The sequence below is a fragment of the Mesorhizobium sp. SARCC-RB16n genome (assembly GCF_008520305.1).
In the GTDB taxonomy this organism is placed as follows: domain Bacteria; phylum Pseudomonadota; class Alphaproteobacteria; order Rhizobiales; family Rhizobiaceae; genus Mesorhizobium.
In genome coordinates this window covers 122,156-141,209 of record NZ_ML703258.1, presented here as the reverse complement: position 1 = coordinate 141,209, position 19,054 = coordinate 122,156, and the positions used below count along the sequence as shown (strand labels likewise).

General features: G+C 59.5%; 15 protein-coding genes and 1 pseudogene. 10 read left to right on the top strand and 6 right to left on the bottom strand.

Annotated features, from left to right (window positions below; translation table 11 throughout):
- Window positions 1-102: 102 nt before the first annotated feature.
- From C7I87_RS06105 to C7I87_RS06095, 3 genes are all read right to left on the bottom strand, one after another.
- Window positions 103-1,575, bottom strand: coding sequence for a trypsin-like peptidase domain-containing protein (locus tag C7I87_RS06105; protein ID WP_149903364.1), 1,473 nt, complete (start codon window positions 1,573-1,575; stop codon window positions 103-105).
- 135 nt (window positions 1,576-1,710) lie between these two features.
- Window positions 1,711-2,025, bottom strand: a complete 315-nt coding sequence (locus C7I87_RS06100) for a hypothetical protein (RefSeq protein WP_246696203.1) — start codon at window positions 2,023-2,025, stop codon at window positions 1,711-1,713.
- 47 nt (window positions 2,026-2,072) lie between these two features.
- A complete protein-coding gene (locus C7I87_RS06095; RefSeq protein WP_149903363.1) occupies window positions 2,073-2,930 on the bottom strand; it encodes an AraC family transcriptional regulator in 858 nt (285 codons plus the stop codon).
- Between the two features lie 386 nt (window positions 2,931-3,316).
- Here C7I87_RS06095 and C7I87_RS06090 point away from each other — a divergent pair, with 386 nt between their 5' ends.
- The 10 genes from C7I87_RS06090 (at window position 3,317) to C7I87_RS35840 (ending at window position 13,998) form a co-directional block, all read left to right on the top strand.
- A complete protein-coding gene (locus tag C7I87_RS06090; protein ID WP_210250614.1) occupies window positions 3,317-3,706 on the top strand; it encodes a response regulator transcription factor in 390 nt (129 codons plus the stop codon).
- Window positions 3,707-3,752: 46 nt separating this feature from the next.
- On the top strand, window positions 3,753-4,277 hold the full coding sequence (locus tag C7I87_RS35850) for an ATP-binding protein (RefSeq protein WP_149903361.1): 525 nt from the start codon (window positions 3,753-3,755) through the stop codon (window positions 4,275-4,277).
- A 16-nt stretch (window positions 4,278-4,293) separates the two neighbouring features.
- Complete coding sequence (locus C7I87_RS06080) at window positions 4,294-4,950, top strand: response regulator transcription factor (RefSeq protein ID WP_149903360.1); 657 nt, start codon at window positions 4,294-4,296, stop codon at window positions 4,948-4,950.
- A 575-nt stretch (window positions 4,951-5,525) separates the two neighbouring features.
- Window positions 5,526-6,410, top strand: coding sequence for an NAD(P)-dependent oxidoreductase (locus C7I87_RS06075; protein WP_149903359.1), 885 nt, complete (start codon window positions 5,526-5,528; stop codon window positions 6,408-6,410).
- 556 nt (window positions 6,411-6,966) lie between these two features.
- Entirely contained in the window at window positions 6,967-7,428 is a 462-nt protein-coding gene (locus C7I87_RS06070) for a (2Fe-2S)-binding protein (protein ID WP_281409042.1), read from the top strand.
- 10 nt (window positions 7,429-7,438) lie between these two features.
- Window positions 7,439-9,631, top strand: a complete 2,193-nt coding sequence (locus C7I87_RS06065) for a xanthine dehydrogenase family protein molybdopterin-binding subunit (RefSeq protein ID WP_149903357.1) — start codon at window positions 7,439-7,441, stop codon at window positions 9,629-9,631.
- Window positions 9,632-9,813: 182 nt separating this feature from the next.
- On the top strand, window positions 9,814-11,382 hold the full coding sequence (locus tag C7I87_RS06060) for a CHASE3 domain-containing protein (RefSeq protein WP_149903356.1): 1,569 nt from the start codon (window positions 9,814-9,816) through the stop codon (window positions 11,380-11,382).
- A 576-nt stretch (window positions 11,383-11,958) separates the two neighbouring features.
- Complete coding sequence (locus C7I87_RS06055; RefSeq protein WP_188393747.1) at window positions 11,959-12,753, top strand: AraC family transcriptional regulator; 795 nt, start codon at window positions 11,959-11,961, stop codon at window positions 12,751-12,753.
- 79 nt (window positions 12,754-12,832) lie between these two features.
- The gene (locus tag C7I87_RS35845) at window positions 12,833-13,213 is read left to right on the top strand and encodes an SDR family NAD(P)-dependent oxidoreductase (RefSeq protein WP_246696202.1); all 381 of its coding nucleotides are present in this window, start codon (window positions 12,833-12,835) and stop codon (window positions 13,211-13,213) included.
- A gap of 203 nt (window positions 13,214-13,416) precedes the next feature.
- Window positions 13,417-13,998: an SDR family NAD(P)-dependent oxidoreductase gene (locus tag C7I87_RS35840; RefSeq protein ID WP_246696201.1), complete on the top strand. Its 582-nt coding sequence runs from the start codon at window positions 13,417-13,419 to the stop codon at window positions 13,996-13,998.
- 309 nt (window positions 13,999-14,307) lie between these two features.
- On the opposite strand, the pseudogene C7I87_RS06045 reads toward C7I87_RS35840, so the two are convergent.
- The 3 genes and pseudogenes from C7I87_RS06045 to C7I87_RS06035 all read right to left on the bottom strand — a co-directional run.
- A pseudogene (locus C7I87_RS06045) lies at window positions 14,308-14,652 on the bottom strand (carboxymuconolactone decarboxylase family protein); the annotation flags it as partial.
- Window positions 14,653-14,755: 103 nt separating this feature from the next.
- Complete coding sequence (locus C7I87_RS06040) at window positions 14,756-17,845, bottom strand: efflux RND transporter permease subunit (protein ID WP_149903353.1); 3,090 nt, start codon at window positions 17,843-17,845, stop codon at window positions 14,756-14,758.
- Window positions 17,842-19,014 carry an efflux RND transporter periplasmic adaptor subunit gene (locus C7I87_RS06035; RefSeq protein ID WP_149903352.1) on the bottom strand — a complete coding sequence of 391 codons (1,173 nt, stop codon included), beginning with the start codon at window positions 19,012-19,014 and terminating at the stop codon, window positions 17,842-17,844. Before C7I87_RS06035 ends, C7I87_RS06040 begins: the two co-directional genes overlap by 4 nt.
- Window positions 19,015-19,054: the final 40 nt, after the last annotated feature.

Genomic DNA, 19,054 nt, shown 5'->3' with positions numbered 1-19,054 from the left:
GTGTCTACTATGGGAAGGCCGCGCTTATAAGCGAGGCAGTGTCGTTCACGACGTCGATAGGCGATGCGATAAATTGCAGATATGTCTGATTTGGATGACTCGCTAAATGTTTGTGAGAGGCAGCGCCACGAACCGGATGGCATCGCCCGATTTGATCCGTACCAGCGCGGCTGCCTTGCCGCTGTTGCGGAGCGATGCAAGAGTCGTGTGGACATCGTCAGGGTTCGAGACCGTCTTGCCGCCGACCTCGAGAATGATGTCGCCAGCCTGCAACCCACGCTCCGCTGCCTGACCGTTGGGATCGACGGCAACGACCATCACTCCCGGCTTTCTGGTGCCCGCAGTCTGGTTTGCAGGCGCTAGCACGAACCCAAGATCTTGCTTGTTGGGGGTGCCAACCCTGCTCTCGGTTGGTGCGGTGACCTGTGGCTGGCGGTCGACCGGCATGGTTCCCAGCTTGATGTTCAGGTCCTTGGCCTCGCCATCGCGATGGATACTTAATGACACCGTAGTCCCCGGCGCCATTTCGCCGATCTTCTGTGCCAGGTCTAGGGGGTCATCAATCGGCGCACCATTGACGGCCGTGATGGCATCCCCCGGCTTCACCCCTGCTTTGATTGCAGGGCCAGTAGGCTCCACATCATCGACAAGAACGCCTCTCGCCTTGCTCAAGTCAAGCGCAGCGGCGATATCCGCGACGATCGGTTCATCATGAATGCCGAGCCAGCCGCGCGTCACATATCCCTTGTCCTTGAGTTGAGCGACAACCGCTTTCACGGTAGCCGCCGGAATGTCGAAGCCAATTCCGACCGAGCCTTCTGAGGGCGTGAAGATGGCCGTATTGACACCGATCACATTGCCGTCGGTATCGAAGGCCGGGCCACCGGAATTGCCACGGTTTATCGGAGCATCGATCTGAATGAAGTTGTCATACGGGTTGGCATTGATGTCTCGTCCTTCTGCGGAAACGATGCCAGAAGTGACAGTGCCGCCGAGACCGTACGGATTGCCGATCGCGATCACCCAATCACCAACGCGCGGTTGTCGGTCGGCAAATCTGACGTACGGAAAATCGTGCCCGTCAACCTTGATCAGGGCGAGATCAGTCTTGGAGTCCGTGCCGACGACTTTGGCCTTGTAGCTCTTGCCGTCGCCGGTGGCCACTACGACGGCCTCGGCATGATTAACCACGTGGTTGTTGGTTACCGCGTAGCCATCTGCCGAGATGAAGAAACCCGATCCCTCGCCGAGGATCACTTCGTGTTCACCTGACGAGGCTGAACCAGGCGACACGGCCGGGCTTTTGCCTTCATCTGTGCTTGCAGTTTCTCGGGTCTCGTCGATTATCACGCGCACCGACAGGACAGCCGGTCTGACCTTAGCCACGATGTTGGCAAAGCCGTCGGGTGGGGCTGCAGGTTCGGCGGCTTGCGCCGTATCGGCCTGTCTTGAAAAGCCGAGTTCATGGAACGCCAGTGTCCCACCAAGCAGTGCAACCGACCCGAGGACGGCCGCCTTGACCCCCAACCGGTAAGCTTGTGGTCCAGATTGACGGGAGTTGATGTACTTAACCATGGCTTATCTTCCTTCTGATGGACGGACAACCAGCCGAGACTGAGGATGGCTGGAGCTCTGGTGCCGCGGCTGGTTGCGGCCCGAGGTCCGGAGAATCCAATTGATTAGTCGGGCAACTGCGTGAGTTCAGGTGCCTCAACCCACGCTCGTCACGATGGCAGCCTGATCAGGTATGAGAAGCACCCGATAAGCCCTGGCGTCGCACCGCAGCAGATAAGCGGTTTCATTGGGTACAGATTCGGCATCGAGACGCTCCGCCGAGATCGGGCCCTTGCAGGGGAAACCCTGACTGCGGATCTGGTCGGCAACGACCGCCGCCGCGGTTTCGCCGCCTTGAGCCGATGCAGTCAGCGAGGACCCTGCCGCACAGGCCGGGGTGATGATTGCCGTGACGATCGATAAAACCTGCCAAAATTTGAGCTTGCTCTTCATTTCGGTCTCCTTGGCCATTCTTCGCCATTCTCCTGCGATCGATCCACAGGAGAGGCCGGTTGCGATCAGGTGTGGGAAGTGGCGAGCATCCCGTGACCGGAAGTTCGCTCACGGGTCACTCCCGAATTGATTGAACGCCAACGGTTCGGCGTCTCGCCGACGAAACGTTTGAAGACGACGCTAAAATGGGATTGCGTCTGGAAGCCTATGCTGAGGGCAATCTCGACCAGCGGCGTTTGGGTTTTGGCGAGCATTTCCTTGGCACGTTCGATACGTCGCCGTAGAAGAAATTCGTGCGGACGTATCCCTGTTGCAGCCCGGAATTGGGCAGCAAAGTGCATCCGGCTGAGTCCGGTCACCGCAGCCATGTCGCTCAAGGTAATCGTTTCTCCGAGATTTGCCTCGATATACTCGGCGGTGCGCTTGAGGCGCCACATGGGGAGTGTGTTCTGTGGCTGGGCCGAACGCTGGTTCCCCCGGTATGCGGGATCGGACTGCAAGACAAGCAACCGAGCGACAAGGGCGAGGCGGAGCGAATCTGCATAGAGGCAGGCGAAATCGTCCTGGCTGCACTCGGCAGCCTCGAGCGCCTGCGACAGCTGTTCGACGATCGGATCGACAGGTTGCTGGATTCTGCTGGCCGGTCTTAGCAGGCCGGCCGCCGTGGCATCGCCGGCGAACCGGCCGTCGCCGGTCGGACGAGCTGTCGGCAATCCAGCTACGGAAAGGAGAAGGTCGAGATGCCCGAGAATAATCGAGAACTCCGACGAGGTTGCCAGGTCTGGACTGTCCGGGGATGAACTTGATGAGTCGGATGCATGTGCTCCCCTGACGCGGACAATTGGCGCCGGACGACGCTGAGGAGCCAGGTACTCTTGCCCTGATCGACCAACATGAGACTCAGACGCACGCGCTTGCTGCATTGGAGTAGCTCCTGAAATTCCTGCCCATCATCAATCACGATGCCGTGGTTCCCGAACAAATCCGAATGGGCTACCGAACTGGCTTCAGTTGACCTCAACTGACATGGACCGAAACTACAACTCTCTGAGATTTTCTCCATTCTGTATGAGTTTAACAGGGATCATCTCTTGATATGGGTGGCCGCACACTTTGGTATTACTGTCCACGGAGTTCGTGTTGCCGATATGGCGCCCATGTCGTTGCTATCATGGCCATCTCCAGCTGATGCAAACCTTTGTATGGTTCCTAAGCAGTGCAGATTTTTGTATTGTCGGGATATAGAGGGGGACAGACAGAGGGATCCCTTCGGACGGATCAGAAAGACAATGAAGTGCCTCAAATCCCTTTGATTGCCATCGTCGATGACGATGGTGCGGTCCGGACATCAACCGCCAATCTGATGCGTTCGGCCGGGTATGAGGCTATCTCCTTCGCGTCAGGCGAGGAGCTTCTGGATTCGGCTCGCCTGAACCAGGTGAATTGCGTTATCACAGACGTGCAGATGCCTGGGATGTCAGGTCTCAAGCTCCAGGATGCGCTTCTGGCACGACGCTATACAAGGCCGATCATTTTCATCACCGCTTACCCAGAAGAGCGGGACCGCTGCCAAGCCTTTGCCGCGGGAGCTCTGGCCTTCTTCAGCAAACCCTTCGATGGCACTGAAATGCTGGAATGTGTAAGTAAGGCGGTAAATGCGCAGAGCGAGAGCAGGCCAAATGAAACACGTCATCCGTAGCGCAAAGGGCCCTTGTGGCCGGTACCGCAACTGAAAGGCGGGACGAATGACTGGAATGGAGCGAGATTTGCGAGGCGACCGAAAAAATTGGAGTTGGCAGCAGGCCGGATCTGCTACGGCCGAAAGACTTCGACCAAGGTCGATATGCGAAATCGCTATCAGAGATAGCTCGGGCCGTCGGCCGGCAGTTCAGCCCGGCGATCGAGGTACGAGCGGCGGCGACAGTGGTTGCGGCATCACCGAGGAGGTCGAGGCACAAGTGGTTGAGCCGTTCTTTTCCGCAAAGCCCGCAGCCAAAGGCGCTGGGCTCGGATTGCCAATGGTCAAAGCTTCCGTCGATCAGTGGGGCGGGCACATCGATGTGCAGAGTGCTGTCCGCCGAGGAGTGACTTTTTCGACATACCTCCCGAGCCAAGTTGCTGACCCGACCGGCAGCAAAGATCGCTTGCGAAAGGGATTAGCCGGCCCTTCTTGTCGAGGTGAAATCAACCGGGGTAATATCGGTATCGTCTCTGACGCTCCATTTGCCATTTTCACGTCGTCAGGGAAACGGCATCCGGTCCGCGATTGATTTCAGGAGGCAATTCATGACCGCCGGAACCAACGGGAATTCGATCTCCACTCCGAGCATTGTCTATATCGTAGACGATGATGCCGGCTTGCGGGGAGCCATAAGCAACCTGTTCAGGTCGGTCGGACTGCAGGTCGAAAGCTTCGCTTCTGCCTCCGAGTTCCTGCAGAGCAAACCTCTTGAGGCGCCGAGCTGCATTGTTCTTGATATTCGCCTTCCCGGCGTGAGCGGCCTAGATTTCCAGGGCCAGTTGGCGAGATCAGGCATCCCTATCCCTATCGTTTTCATGACAGGGCACGGCGACATACCCATGTCGGTGCGGGCCATGAAGGCAGGGGCGGTCGACTTTCTGACCAAGCCGTTCCGGGATCAAGACATGCTCGACGCGGTCTTCGCGGCTCTGGAACGTGACCGCAAGAGATGTGACGAGGAGCAATCGACCGCAGCCACTAAGGCCCTCTACCAAACGCTGACATCGCGGGAGAGGGAGGTCATGTCGTTCGTCACCAAGGGCCTTATGAACAAGCAGATCGCAGGCGAGCTGGGTCTCAGCGAAATCACAGTCAAGATTCATCGCGGGCATGTCATGCGAAAAATGGAGGTTCGTACTCTAGCGGACCTCGTGCGCATCTCGGAGCGGCTGGGACTCTCGAGCTCCAATCCAGTTTCCTGAGGACTGTCGAGAAGACTTGCGCAGCGCGCGCTCCATCGATGCGATGGTGTTCCCGCTAGTCTTACCAGGTGGCCACAACTGATGGCCGCGTAGATGGGCCAGCTTCCGGCCTCGCCATTGCCGATTAAGTCCCGTTCACTCGAGAACCTTCTCAAACCCGGCGCCGCTTCGTCGGGCAGTTGAAACGAGGGAGGGTGATCCGTTCCAATGATGTAGCTGGCGCCCCGAGTATTCGGGCGAAATCGAAATAACAGCGGCGTTCTGAGAATACCACGACGTTCCAGTCGGCGAAGATCGCGGTGCCCAGGACAATGGCCGCACTCCATGGCAGTGTCCCGCAAACCGCTGAGGCATCGCATGCGCCCTCCCCATGCGGAGCCCTTTCGGCACTCCGGCGGAGACAACCGGTCAGTGTTCTGGGCGCTTCTACTTCGAGCTCCGCCGCGCCGCCCCGAATCCGAGTGGCCCTATTGGCACCGAATTCACGAGGGCAAGAAAAGGCCATGACAAACAGAAGCGGAGTTGGTGAAGCGGATGCGCTGGGTTCAATCATTTGGCCATGAAAGGATACGCAAATGAAAGTTGGATTCATCGGGTTGGGGCACATGGGCGCTGCCATGGCCGGGAACCTCCTCCAGGCGGGCCACGATGTGACTGTATACAATCGGACCCCAGGTAAGGACGAGGACCTCTGCCGTAAGGGCGCCCGTGCCGCAAGCCAGGTCTCGGATACGTGCCAGGCTAAAGTCGTATTTACGATGCTAGCGGACGATCACGCGGTCGAGAGCGCGGTCTATGGGGATGGTGGCATACTGGCGAACCTTCCGAAGGCTGCCGTCCATATTTCGGCGAGCACGATCAGCGTCGCCCTTTCCGAGCGGCTGACGGCCGATCACGCTGAAGCCGGTCAGCAATTCATCGCAGCGCCTGTGTTCGGACGGCCAAATGTCGCAGCCGCCGGCCAACTGTTTGTGATCGCCGCGGGCCTACCGGACGTCATCGAAATGGCTTTACCTCTCTTCGACGCGATCGGCCAGAAAACGTTCGTCGTCTCCGAAACGCCGAAAGCGGCCAATCTCGTCAAGCTGAGCGGTAATTTTTTGATTGCCTCCGTGTTCGAGTCGCTCGGCGAGGCCTTGGCGCTTGTCGGCAAAGGCGGGATCGATAAGCATCAATATCTCGACATCCTAACATCAACACTCTTCGGCGCGCCCGTCTACAAAACCTATGGCGCACTCGTCGCCGACGAGGCGTTTGAGCCGGCCGGCTTTGCCGCGCCGCTCGGGTACAAGGACATTCGGCTCGTGCTGGCCGTCGCCGAGGACTTGCGCGTGCCACTGCCGCTCGCAAGCCTCTTGCGTGACCGCTTTCTTACCTTGTTCGCGCATGGCGGCGACAAGCTCGACTGGTCGGCGATCGGCGGTCTGGCAGCCAAGGACGCAGGCACTGCCAAGCAGTGAAGCTGGTTCGAGTTGATACGTTGGCGATGCACACGCATGTCGAGTGTTCGGTGCGGTAGGCCCTCCGCGGCCTGCGCGGCGTTACGCATTCGTCTCCGACGCCCGCGGAAGCATCCAGGCACGGTCTCCAAGATGCCGTTCGCCGCGACGCTGCCGGGTGCCACGTGCTGGCGCACGCCGGAGAGCGGCCGCCGTCGTTCCGCCTTCATCACCACCGCATTCACCCGTGCTGTGGGCTGCTCGACATCCAGACCAGTTGCAGCCTGTCGACCCGGCGGGTGACCAGCAGTTGGAGGCGAGCAACATGGCAGAAATTGTCGCATCCGTTGCGCGACATCAAGCATCCGATTGGACCAGAATTCATGGTGCCCCGTCACGATCCTGAGCCGACATTGCAAACTCGAGGCTAGCGCGAGCGCAGGCCGAGTGCTGCCGCCAGAGCGTTCAGGGCAAGATCGAACCAATCGCGACAATACGGACAAAGATATCCGCCGAACGATATCTACACTCAGTCCGACCATCCGTGTTGCCCAAGACTGGTAGAGGAACTTACTACGTGGCTGCGACAGTCCTAAACGTGAACGGCAGGATGGAATCGGTCACCATCGCCGATCCCGATACTCCACTGCTCTATGTGCTCAGAAACGAGCTTGGGCTGCGTGGACCGCGCTTCGGCTGCGGCCTCGGTCAGTGTGGGGCTTGCACCGTGCTGATCGACGGCGAAGCAGCGCGGTCGTGCGTAACTCCACTCTCTTCGGTTGGAGCCAGCAACGTCGTCACTCTCGAGGGGCTCGGCTCCGATGCAGACCCCCATCCCCTGCAACAGGCCTTCATAGATGAGCAGGCCGTCCAATGTGGATATTGCATCAACGGGATGATCATGCAGTCCGCGGCACTGCTGCGGCGCAAAGCAAAGCCTAGCGACCAGGAAATCAAGCAGGAATTGGCGAATAATCTTTGCCGTTGCGGCACGCATTTGCGCATCGTCCGCGCAGTGAGGCGGGCGGCTGGCCTATGAGGAGGATGTCATGACCGTTATCATGGACCGGCGCTCTGTGCTGCTTGCGGCCGGGGCTCTCATTGTCACCTTTGGTGTTGTCCCCGAGCGGGCAAGGGCTCAAACGGCCGCGCCGCAGAAGAGCGTATCGCCCGACCGCGTCGAAGGCTTCCTTGCCATCGACCATGACGGCAAGGTCACAGTCTACTCGGGCAAGGTCGACCTTGGGACAGGGGTGCGCACAGCCCTGACGCAGATCGTGGCAGAAGAGCTCGATGTCCCGATGAGCCAAGTTGCGATCATTGAGGGCGACACGGCGCTAACGCCGGACCAGGGAACCACGAGCGGCAGCTATTCCATCGAGAGAGGTGGAATGCAATTGCGTCGAGCGGCGGCTACCGCGCGTCAGGCGCTTCTCCGAAAGGCAGCTGCGGACCTTGAGGTTGAGCTTTCGTCGGTCTTGGTCCAGGACGGGGTCGTGAGAGCCTCCAACGGCCAAGAGATCCCGATCGGTCAGCTCGTCAGCGGCGACTCGCTCGCCATCGACGTCGATCCGAACGCTCCCGAAAAACGAGTCTCCGAATATACGATCGTTGGAAAGCCGGTCGCGCGCCTCGATATTCCGCAAAAGGTAAATGGACGATTCACCTACATGCAGGATTTCAAACTCCCGGGCATGCTGCACGGCCGCGTCATCCGGCCGTCAGGGATAGGCTCGAAGCTCATCTCATATGAGGAGTCGTCAATAAGCGACATCCCTGGCATCGTCCGAGTAGTCCGCCTCGGTAACTTTCTCGGCGTCGTCGCCGAGACCGAATGGAGCGCGGTCAAGGCGGCCCAGCAACTAACCGTGACTTGGTCGAGATGGGAAGGGCTGCCTGACCAGACGCAGCTCTGGGAACACGTCCGCAACACGAGGATTGTCCATGACGATGTCCTGAGCAATGTGGGCTCGTCGGCATCGGCGATGGCGGTGACGCCACGCAAACTCTCGGCGACTTATGATTTTGCTATACAGACGCATGGCTCCATCGGACCTTCCTGTGCGGTCGCGTCCTTTAGCGAAGGCGCTGTCACCTGCTGGACCGCCTCCCAGGCCACACACAATCTTCGCAAGCAGCTGGCGGCGATGCTCGAGCTTTCGGACGCAAAGGTGCGCTGTGTCTACGTCGAAGGCGCCGGTTGCTATGGACGCAACGGCCACGAGGACGCGGCGGCGGACGCGGCCCTATTGGCGCGGGCCGTAGGCAGTCCGGTCCGAGTCCAATGGATGCGCGCCGACGAGCATGGCTGGGATCCGAAAGGGCCGCCCACTCTCCTCGACATGCGTGCCGGCATCAATCAGGGTCATGAGCTCGTCGCATGGGAATCCGAGCTGTTTATTCCTCAAGGCGGCCCCACGTTAGTGGAGCTTGTCGGCGCCGGTCTTGCCGGGCTGAAAGATCTGAGCCAGCTTAGTCCGGGCGGCGTCCTCAACGATCTCGCCATCCCGTACACCTTTCCGAACGTGAAGACGACCGCGCATCGGCTCGAATCGACGCCGCTCAAGCCGTCCTGGATCCGTTCTCCTGGACGACTGCAAAACACGTTTGCGAACGAGTCTTTCATGGATGAGATCGCCGCGGAACTGCACGCCGATCCACTGGAATACCGCCTCGAACATCTCGACGACCGGCGCGGCAATGAGCTTCTGGAGCGACTCGCCACGCTTAGCAACTGGCGTGCGCGGCCACAGCCCGATCGGAGCGCGCACGTCGTTACCGGGCGCGGCCTCGCCTACGTCAAATACGAGCTGGTCCGTACCTATGTTGGCGCCGTCGCAGAGGTGCGTATCAACCGAAAGACAGGGGAGATTGCGGTCCAGCGCTTCTATATCGCGCATGATTGCGGCCAGATCGTCAATCCGGACGGACTGCGCAATCAGATCGAAGGCTGCATCGTGCAGACGGTGAGCCGAGTACTGAAGGAGGAAGTGACCTTCGACCACGCCATGGTGACCAGCCTAGACTGGGCCACCTATCCGATCCTGACCTTTCCCGAAGTTCCCGACGTGGTGATCGATCTGATTGATCGACCGAACGAACCACCATGGGGCGGCGGCGAACCGGCCTGCGCGGTTGTGCCCGCCGCAATCGGCAATGCCATCTTCGAGGCGACCGGCGCGCGGCTCCGTTCGATGCCGTTTACCCCAGCGAAGGTGAAGCCCGCGCTCAACTGGTTATGATGCTATCCTGCATCGTCATCTTGGAACGGACATGAGCAAGGGCCACAGGCCATGACCTCCTTGGGGCTCGCTGCCGTGTTCTGAAGGGCTTGACGGGAGAATCGACGTGCATATGCCCCGGCCGGACTGTAGAATCTGAAGTGAGGCCCCCGAAGGGTTCGCCGCGGCCTGGAGGAGTTTGTGTGTCCGCTTTGGCAAACCTGCCGATTTTAAGCAAGCTGCTAGCGGCGTTTATCGTGGTGCTTGCGACCATTTTTGTGAGCAGCGCAGTCGTTTACGACCGGCTTCTAGTAGTCGAGGAAGCCAAAAATTGGCGCATCCATACCACCGACGTAATGCTCAGCCTCAGCGCAGCAAGGCACGCCGTGCTGAATCAGGAGTCGAACCTCCGCGGCTACGTACTTACCGGTGACGACAGGTTTCTGGAGTCTTCCCGCCAGAGCAATGCTAGATACGAGGTATTAATAAGCAAGCTGAAGGATTTAACTAAAGACAGCCCTTCCCAGCAGAGTCGGCTCAACACGCTTGATGATCTGGAGAAGAAATGGCGATCAAGCGTTGGGGAGCGGGAAATTGCTCTCATGGCAACGCCCGAGGGGCAGGAGGGTGCGCGTGCCATTGAAAGGTCAATGGCTGGCAGAACCTTGATCGATCTTATTCACGCGGAAGCCGAGGAGATCGAGAAAGCTGAGGTGGAGCTCCTTGCAGGGCGAGACGTCACTCAGCGAAAGGCCTTTAAGGCAGCATATGCGACAACGGTGCTTGGCTGCGCAGCCTCGTTGGTCATAGCGGCGGTGATGGCCCTGCTTATCACCCGGTCCATTGCCGCGCCCATAAGGCGGCTCACGGAAGCAATAACCACGCTCGCCAAGGGGTTCACCGCCGTCGAGGTGCCAAGGATCGACAGCAGCGACGAGGTCGGCAAGATGGCTGCCGCGGTCCAGGTTCTGAAGGACAGCATGATCGAGCGTGAGCGGCTCCAGTCCGAACTCGCGCATGCAAACCGAGTGGTAACCATGGGCCAACTCACTGCTTCAATTGCGCACGAGGTGAATCAGCCGGTTGCCGCTGTGGTCACGAATGCACAAGCCGCCTTGCGTTGGCTGGGTGGTCTGCAGCCGAACCTCGAGGAAGCGCGACATGCTCTCCGCAGCATCGTCAATGAAGGGACCCGGGTTTCGGAAGTCGTTCAGCGCATTCGTGCCCTGTTCATGAAATCACCTCGGCGCTCTGAGCTCCTCCATGTCAACGGCTTGATGCTCGAAGTCGTGGCCCTCACTCGACGGCAAGTCCTGGCAAATGGCGCTCAGCTTCGGCTGGAGCTTACGGAGGGATTGCCGCCCATCCGTGGGGATCGGGTCCAGTTACAACAGGTCATGCTCAACCTGATTATCAACGCTATCGAGGCTATGGCTGGCGTTCGCGAGGGCTCACGAGAATTGCTGATCAGAACCTGCCGAGCGGAGCCGTCGGCGATTCTCGTTGAGGTGTGCGACACTGGTCCCCAGATGGACCCGCAAAGTCTGAAGCGGCTGTTCGACGCATTCTACACCACCAAGTCTGGAGGGCTCGGCATGGGGCTGTCTATCTCGCGCACCATTGTCGAACGGCATGGCGGCGAGCTGTCGGCTGCGGCGAACGAACCTCGAGGGGCCATTTTTCGGTTCTCCGTGCCCGCCCAAGAAGGCGCCGGCTCCCAGGCGGTGTCCATCTCCTCGGGCGATGCCCGGTATGGGACCGCCCAACTCTGAGGCAACAGCCGGCTTGCCGCCAAGCTTGAGATGGCATGCGTTCGGTAGTCAGGCGAGAGTGCCGAATTCGCGCGCTTCACTCAACAAGGTTCTTTGGTTTCGGACACATGCCGGTTCGGCTTTAACCCGGTGAGCAAAACGCTTCCGGTGCGATGGCTCGCTGCCAGATCTGCGGCCAAAACAGTCGATCACACCCAGTGACTTGGGAACAATCATACACAAGTATAGGCTCGCCAAACCGAGATTTTACCAGCGTTTACCGGTGTACGATGGAGAGGTTCGCAGGTCTCACGTAACTAAAGCGCACGGCACGGAATAAAGGTGTCCAACCCGCAAGGTGCGCTAATGCTGTTAGACTCGTCACTCTCGAAGCGTGAGCCATTTGCCACCGCTGGTCGCGATGTTTTGCCTCCAGCACTGCCGTCGCGGCCGATGCCGAGAAGCCTTTCCAGCAGACGCGAGACGGCGCACGTCGCTGGCCAACTCGATACAGTCACATGTAACGGGCTTGTTGGTCCGCTTGTCGAGATATCCCCGGCCTATGCGGCCACACGGCGAGTCGTGACCTGCGGCGGCATGATCGCCGAGATCGTCGAGACCAGGGATGACATCAGAGCCGAGTACCATTTCAACGCCCCCGTGCATCTGCTCGCCGTTTGGGAGCAAGGCGTTCGGCGCGCAGGCGAGACTTTTGTGGACGGTCTGCCACGATCTGGCTTGAAGGACCGGACGGGGAGAACAAGCTTCGTGCCTGCGAATCATGCTTATCACGACTGGCATGAGGCGCAGGGCGTTACGCGGATCATTTTCGTGTATTTCGATCCGGCCCAGGTACCGAACCCCGATGTGCCGATGCCGCGGCTCTTCTTCGAGGATGCGGTGCTCCTGGCGCTGGCGCTCAATCTCGGAAAAGTCGTCGAAAGGGCCGCTGCAGGCGATGCATCGTATCTTGAGGCGCTGGCCGTCGTGCTTGCCCGTGAGCTATGCCGCCTCGATCAAGCGGCTTCGCAAGCCGACACTCCTGTCCGCGGCGGTCTTGCCGCATGGCAGCAACGAGTGGTTGCTGCCCACATTGAAGAGCATCTCGCAGAACCGATATCACTTTCGGATCTCGCCCAACTCGCGCGCCTAAGCACATATCATTTCGCCAGAGCCTTCAAGCGTTCATTCGGCGTGCCGCCTCATCGGTACCATGTCACGCGTCGCATCGAACGGGCAATGGTGCTGCTCGTTGAATCTGCGATGTCGGTGACAGAAATAGGTCTCACCGTGGGCTTCAGCGAGACCAGCGCGTTCACGGCCACCTTCCGCAAGCTGACCGGCTTCACGCCCACTGCCTACTCGCGCAGCCAGGCGGCTGCCCCTTGCTGACTGGCGCTTCCGGCCGCCACGGCAGGACGGATCCGATCAAACCGACACCCGGCTCTTTCGTGATCGGTTCGGAGCTCCGATGGTCGCGAAGAAACTTGCGGCTTATGAGGCTTTGAAAGGAAACGAGATGGAACGCAACAAGGCGAGAACCGGGGCCACCACCCGCCGCACCTTGCTTTTAGGCAGCGGGGTTGCGATTGCCACGTTGGCATCCAGCAGCCAGGCCAGCGCGGCTTCGTCAGCACCAATGGCGCATGCGCCCGCTGCCGAGCCCGTACCTGGTCCTTATCCGACACCACCCAAGGGCAGGTCTGCTGGCCCGATCCTACCCGGCCGGGGTTCGACCCTGTCGGGCAAGGTCGCGGTCGTTACCGGAATCGCTCGCGGCATCGGTCGCGCCATCGCGGTCGAATTTGCTGCAAACGGTGCGGACGTTATCGCGCTCGACAGGGTCCGGTGAGCCCCACGGCAGATGCGCTTCCCGCGACGGACAAGGAGCTTTCGGAGACTGTTGCGCAGATCCAGCAATATGGTCCGCGGAGCGGCTGTGAAGGCTGATATCCGCGACATCGCGGTGCTACGCCGGGTCGCGGACCAGGTCGAACGTGACTACGGGAAGATCGACATTGTGGTCGCCAATGCAGCGATCCAAGGTTGATGCAAATGGATGACATGGATTGGCGGGATCAGATTGAAAACAATCTCAACGGCACGGCCAATACCATACGCGCTTTCGGTCCCAGAATGGTTGCTCGCAACTATGGTCGCCTCATCCTGCTTTCATCTATGCAGGGGAGGATGGGGACCAAAGATGGCGCGAGTTATTCCGCCTCGAAATGGGGCATTCTCGGCCTGATGAAATCCGCGGCGCTCGAGCTTGGTCAGCACAACATCACGGTCAACGCGATATTGCCCGGCTTGGTCGGCACCCCACTAACTTACAATGAGCAGCGCTTTCGGGCTGCGATCGAGCAATCGAATAGAACGCCCACCGCTAATCCCGCGCAGGAGGCTTGGGAAGCGCGTGCACCGACCGTGCCGCTCCAGGTAGGCTGGCTGCAGCCGGAGGATATTTCACCAATCGCAGTCTTCCTGGCGTCCGATGCTGCTGCGTTGGTGACCGGCGCTGAGTTTGCGGTAACGGGGATGCTGAAAAGGCAAGTTGAGGCAATCCGCAGCCCGACGGCTCATCTATCCCGGGGGAAAATAATTCTTCCCCTGATCATGCCGGCATACCAGTCGTGACATCCGACCGCGTCATTCTGCCAGTTAGGGGGACTGGCGCGCTCGGGTCTAAGCAGCCTGACAAAGGTGCGGCGTCGTGCCGCCGGAGACCCTATTCAGGACTGCGCGAGGCAGCTCAAACGTCCCGATTTAGATTTGATGAACGTCGCTTCCTCGCGGTTGCTGTTGCAACGTCATAGACGCTATTCGAGTTCAGGGCGGTCCAGTCTTATATTGGGCCGATAAACCTGAACGGCGCGGGCAATGGGATCGTCAGCACGCCAGCAACGCGATCGCCAGCACAGCTACTTCAGCGCAACACTGGCGTGTTCAGAGGTCATTCCTGCTCTCCGGTACCGGCACGTCGAAGCCGTTCAATATCACCGATACGAGGCTGTAAAGGCCGGTCAGGTAAATGAGTTCGGCGGCGCCATCCGCGCCGAAGGTTTTCACCGCCTGGTGATAGACCAGATCGGGAAGAAGCCTCCCCGATACCAGCGCGGAAGCGACATCGTATGCTGCCGCTTGCTGGTGCGTCAGGTCCACCGGACATTGCCCGGCTGCGATGGTTGCGATTGTTTCCTCAGCCAGCCCACTCGCCTCAGCGACAAGAACATGGGCATAGAGTTCGTAGGCTGTGTGGAAATGTGCGCCCGTCACAAAGATCGCGACCTCGCTGGCAGAGATAGATGGTTCGCCCGCTTGTTAATCGACGTCTTTGGTCGGTCGGAGCCTCCTGACTGGATCCGATGTTGAGCAGGAGACGCTCAAGCGAATTCTACGCCTCTTTCTCCGGCTGGCGCCGGCGCCGCACTAACCCGCTGAGTTGGTCGAGGTAGAGGTAGACGATCGGCGTGGTAAAGAGCGTCAACAGCTGAGAAAGCAGCAGGCCCCCGACGATAGTGTAGCCGAGTGGCTGGCGGAGTTCAGATCCAACGCCGGTGCCGAGCATCAGCGGAAGCCCGCCGAGGAGCGCCGCAACAGTAGTCATGAGGATCGGACGGAACCGTAGCCGGCACGCTTGATAGATTGATTCCTCTGGGGTCAGTCCCTCGATGCGTTCGCGCTCGAGTGCGAAGTCGACGAGCATGATGCCGTTCTTCTTGACAATGCCGATGAGCAGGATGATGCCGATCATGCCTATTACGTCGAGCGGTCTCTGCGCGACCATCAGCAACAGTAGCGCACCGATGCCGGCCGACGGCAACGTCGATAAAATGGTGATGGGATGAATCAGACTCTCGTAGAGGACGCCGAGGATAATATAAATGACCACAAGCGCGACCAAGACCAGCATCACTTCTCCCGACAGGGCTGACGTGAAGGCGTTCGCATTACCTTGGAAAGTGGTCGTGAGCGACGCCGGCTTCCCGCTTTCCTGTTCGATTTGGTGAATGGCGTTGACCGCGTCGCCGAGTGCCACGCCCGCTTTCAGGTTGAACGAGATCGTAGTCGAGGGGAACAGGCCCTGATGGTTGACCACGCTCGGCGCTGTTGTGACCGCCTTCTTGACCAGGGTGTCGAGCGGTACCTGCTGCCCGGCAGATGAGGGTGTATAGATGTCGCTGAGTGCCTCGGGTCCGGTTTGGAAGCGCGGGTCGACCTCGAGCACGACGTGGTATTGGTTCAGCGGCGTGTAGATGGTCGAGACAATTCGCTGCCCGAAGGCATCGTCCAGAATGTTGTCGATCGTCCCAGGCAGGATGCCGAAGCTCGATGCGACTTCGCGGTTGACGGTCACGTTGAGCCGCGGTCCGCCACTTTCCTGGTCCGTTGCCACGTCCGAGATCAAGGGCAGCGCTTGCAGCTTTTCGAGGAAGAAGGCCGACCAGTGATCCAACTCGTTGGAATCTGCATCCGTCAACGAGTACTGATATTGCGTTTTGGCGACACGTGCCCCGACGGTGATATCTTGCGCTGCTTGCATGTAGAGCCTGATGCCCTCGATTTTAGCCAATGAAGCTTGCAGGCGATTGATGACCTGGTCGGCGGAAGCATCGCGCTGCTCGCGCGGTTTCAGGGCGATGAAGAGGCGGCCTTGATTAAGGGTGGAGGTCGCACCGGAAGGCCCGATGCTGGACCCAACCGAAGCGACTGCCGGATCCGCGATCACCACGCGGATGGCTGCCTGTATGCGCGCGCTCATCGCCTGAGATGAGACATCCGGCGCTGCTTCCGCGATCCCGGTTATCATTCCGGTATCCTGTTGCGGGAAGAAGCCCTTGGGAACGACAGAGTAAAGGTAGCCGGTGAGCCCGATCGTGGCGAGCATTACGAGCAGTGTGATGAACCGGTGCTTCAGGGCTAGACGAAGAGCCCGCTCATACGCGCCAAGTAAGCCATCGAAGCCGCGCTCGAAGAACATATAAAGGCGCCCGTGCGTCTCGGTTGGACGCTTCAGGAGGCGGGCACACATCATGGGGGTTAGCGTCAGCGAGACTAGAAGCGACAGCACGAGCGAGACGCTGACCGTGATGGCAAACTCCTGAAACAGCTTGCCGATATAGCCACCCATGAGGAACAGTGGAATGAAGACCGCAATTAGCGAAAGCGTTATTGATACGATGGTGAAGCCAATTTCGGCGGAGCCTTTGAGGGCGGCCTCCATCGGAGAAAGGCCCTCCTCGAGGTGACGTGTGATGTTCTCGATCACGACAACGGCGTCATCAACCACGAAGCCGACAGCGATCGAGAGCGCCATGAGCGACAGATTGTCGAGATCGTAACCCATTGCGTACAGGGCGGCGAATGTTCCTATGAGCGAGAGCGGCACTGTCACGGCCGGAATGACAGTCGCCCAGACATTACGCAGGAAGATGAAGATGACCATGACCACGAGCGCAATCGTGAGAATCAATGTGAACTGAACGTCCTTAACGGAAGCGCGGATGGTTTGAGTTCGATCCGAAAGCACATCGAGCTTGATCGCCGGGGGGATTGAGGCTTGGAGCTGCGGCAACAACGCCTTGACGCGATCAACCGTGTCGATCACGTTGGCGCCGGGCTGGCGCTGGATCGTGAGGAAAACCGCGCGCTGGTCATTGTTCCAGCCCGCGTTGAAGACGTTTTCCGGCCCCGCTGTCACATTGCCGATGTCGCGAATGCGAACCGGTGAGCCGTTTCGGTAAGCTATGATAAGGTTTTGGTATTGGTCTGGTTTTACGATTTGATCGTTGGTATTGAGCGTATAACTCTGTTTCGGACCGTTTAGGGTGCCCTTCGGCTGATCGACATTCGCCTGGCCGAGTATGGTGCGTACATCTTCCATGCTTATGCCGCGATTGGCGAGCGCTTGCGGGTCGACCTGAACGCGGACGGTAGGTTTTTGCTGGCCGCCGATCCCGACCTGTCCGACGCCGGCGATTTGCGAGAGCTTGGGGACCAGGATACCTTCGACATACGCGTCTACTGTAGTGAGCGGGACCGATTTGGAGGTGAGGGCGAGGACCAGGATAGGCGTATCGGCCGGATTCACCTTGCGGATCGTGGGAGGGTAGGGCATGCCTTGGGGCAAATACGGGCTTGCGGCGTTGATCGCTGCGAGCACGTCGGCGGCAGCACTATCGACGTCACGGCTCAGATCGAACTGAACCGTGAGCTGTGTGGTACCGAGCCCACTCGCAGAACTCAGCTGCGTGACCCCAGGAATAAGCGAGAGCTGCTGTTCGAGTGGGGTCGCGACCGAGGATGCCATCGTCTGCGGATCGGCGCCTGCAAGCTGCGCCTGGATCTGAATGGTCGGGAAGTTCACGTTCGGCAGGGCTGCCACGGGCAGAAGCGGGTAGGCCGCGAGCCCCAGCAGCAGCACTGCCAGCATCAGCAGCGCCGTCGCGATCGGGCGGCGGATGAAAAATGCCGAAAAATTCATGGGATTTCCTGCTCGATGGAGCTCTGCAACTGAGCGCCGCGAGCGGCCTGTCCAGTCAGTTCCTGGATAGAGGCACCCGGCTGCAGTCTATACTGGCCGTCCACGACGACCTTCTCTCCAGCCTGAAGACCGGAATTTATCAGGGCTATGCCGTCGTCAATCTGCGCGACCTCGACCGGACGCGTCTGGACTGTTCCGTCAGAGCCGATGACCCACACAAACGATCCTTGCGGCCCTTGCTGCACGGCCGAACCGGCGATCGTCAGGCCGCCCTGGCGGGTGTCGAGAAGCAGTCGTACATTGAGGAGTTCGCCGGGCCACAGTGTGCGCTTGGCATTGGGGAAGCTGGCACGCAGTCGAATCGTTCCGGTGGTCTGGACGATTTGATTGTCAATAAGATCGAGCTTGCCTGTATCAAGCTTGACCTTGTCGTCTTGACTGTATGCGAGGGCCGTCAGCGGTCCCGTGGCCATTTGCTGCTGGATCTCAACGAAGTCGGTCTGCGGCAGGAAGAAGAACAGCGAGGCCGGCTGGATCTGTGCGATATCGACAAGACCGTTCGCGCTGGACGGAGTGATGATATTCCCTTCGTCGACCTGACGAACGCCTGTCACCCCGTCGATCGGAGCCGTCAGCCTCGTATAGCTCAAGTTCGTTCGCGCCTGAGCGATAACGCCTTCGTCGTATTTCACTTGCGCCTGCAGTTGGCTTAATTGAGCGTTCTGGGTTGCCACCAGCTGGGTGGTGGCGAACCCCTTCTGCTGCAGTGCTGTATAGCGGTTTAGATCGGCCCGGGCGTTGAGGAGCTGCGCCTGATCGCGATCGCGGGTCGCGATCGCCTGGTCGAGCTGTGCCTGATAAGGCCGTGGGTCGATCTCGGCGAGAAGATCGCCTTTCTTCACTGTCTGTCCCTGGATAAAGGCGATCTTGATGATCTGTCCGGTGATTTGGCTTTGGACAATCACATTGTTGTAAGCGACGACTGTGCCCATCCCGCGCAGATAGACGGGCACGTTGCCGCTCTCAACTGTTCCGGCGACCACTGGAACGGCCGGAGGTGGGAGGGCGGCCCGGGCCGGTGGGGTCGTATCGCCGACGTACAACACTGCCATCCCGGCGCCGCCAATGACAGCTACCGCCGTGATGAGCACCATGAATCTTTTGCGCATAAAAAAACTCCGATTTAGTAGCACCCGGGAAGGGATGCGA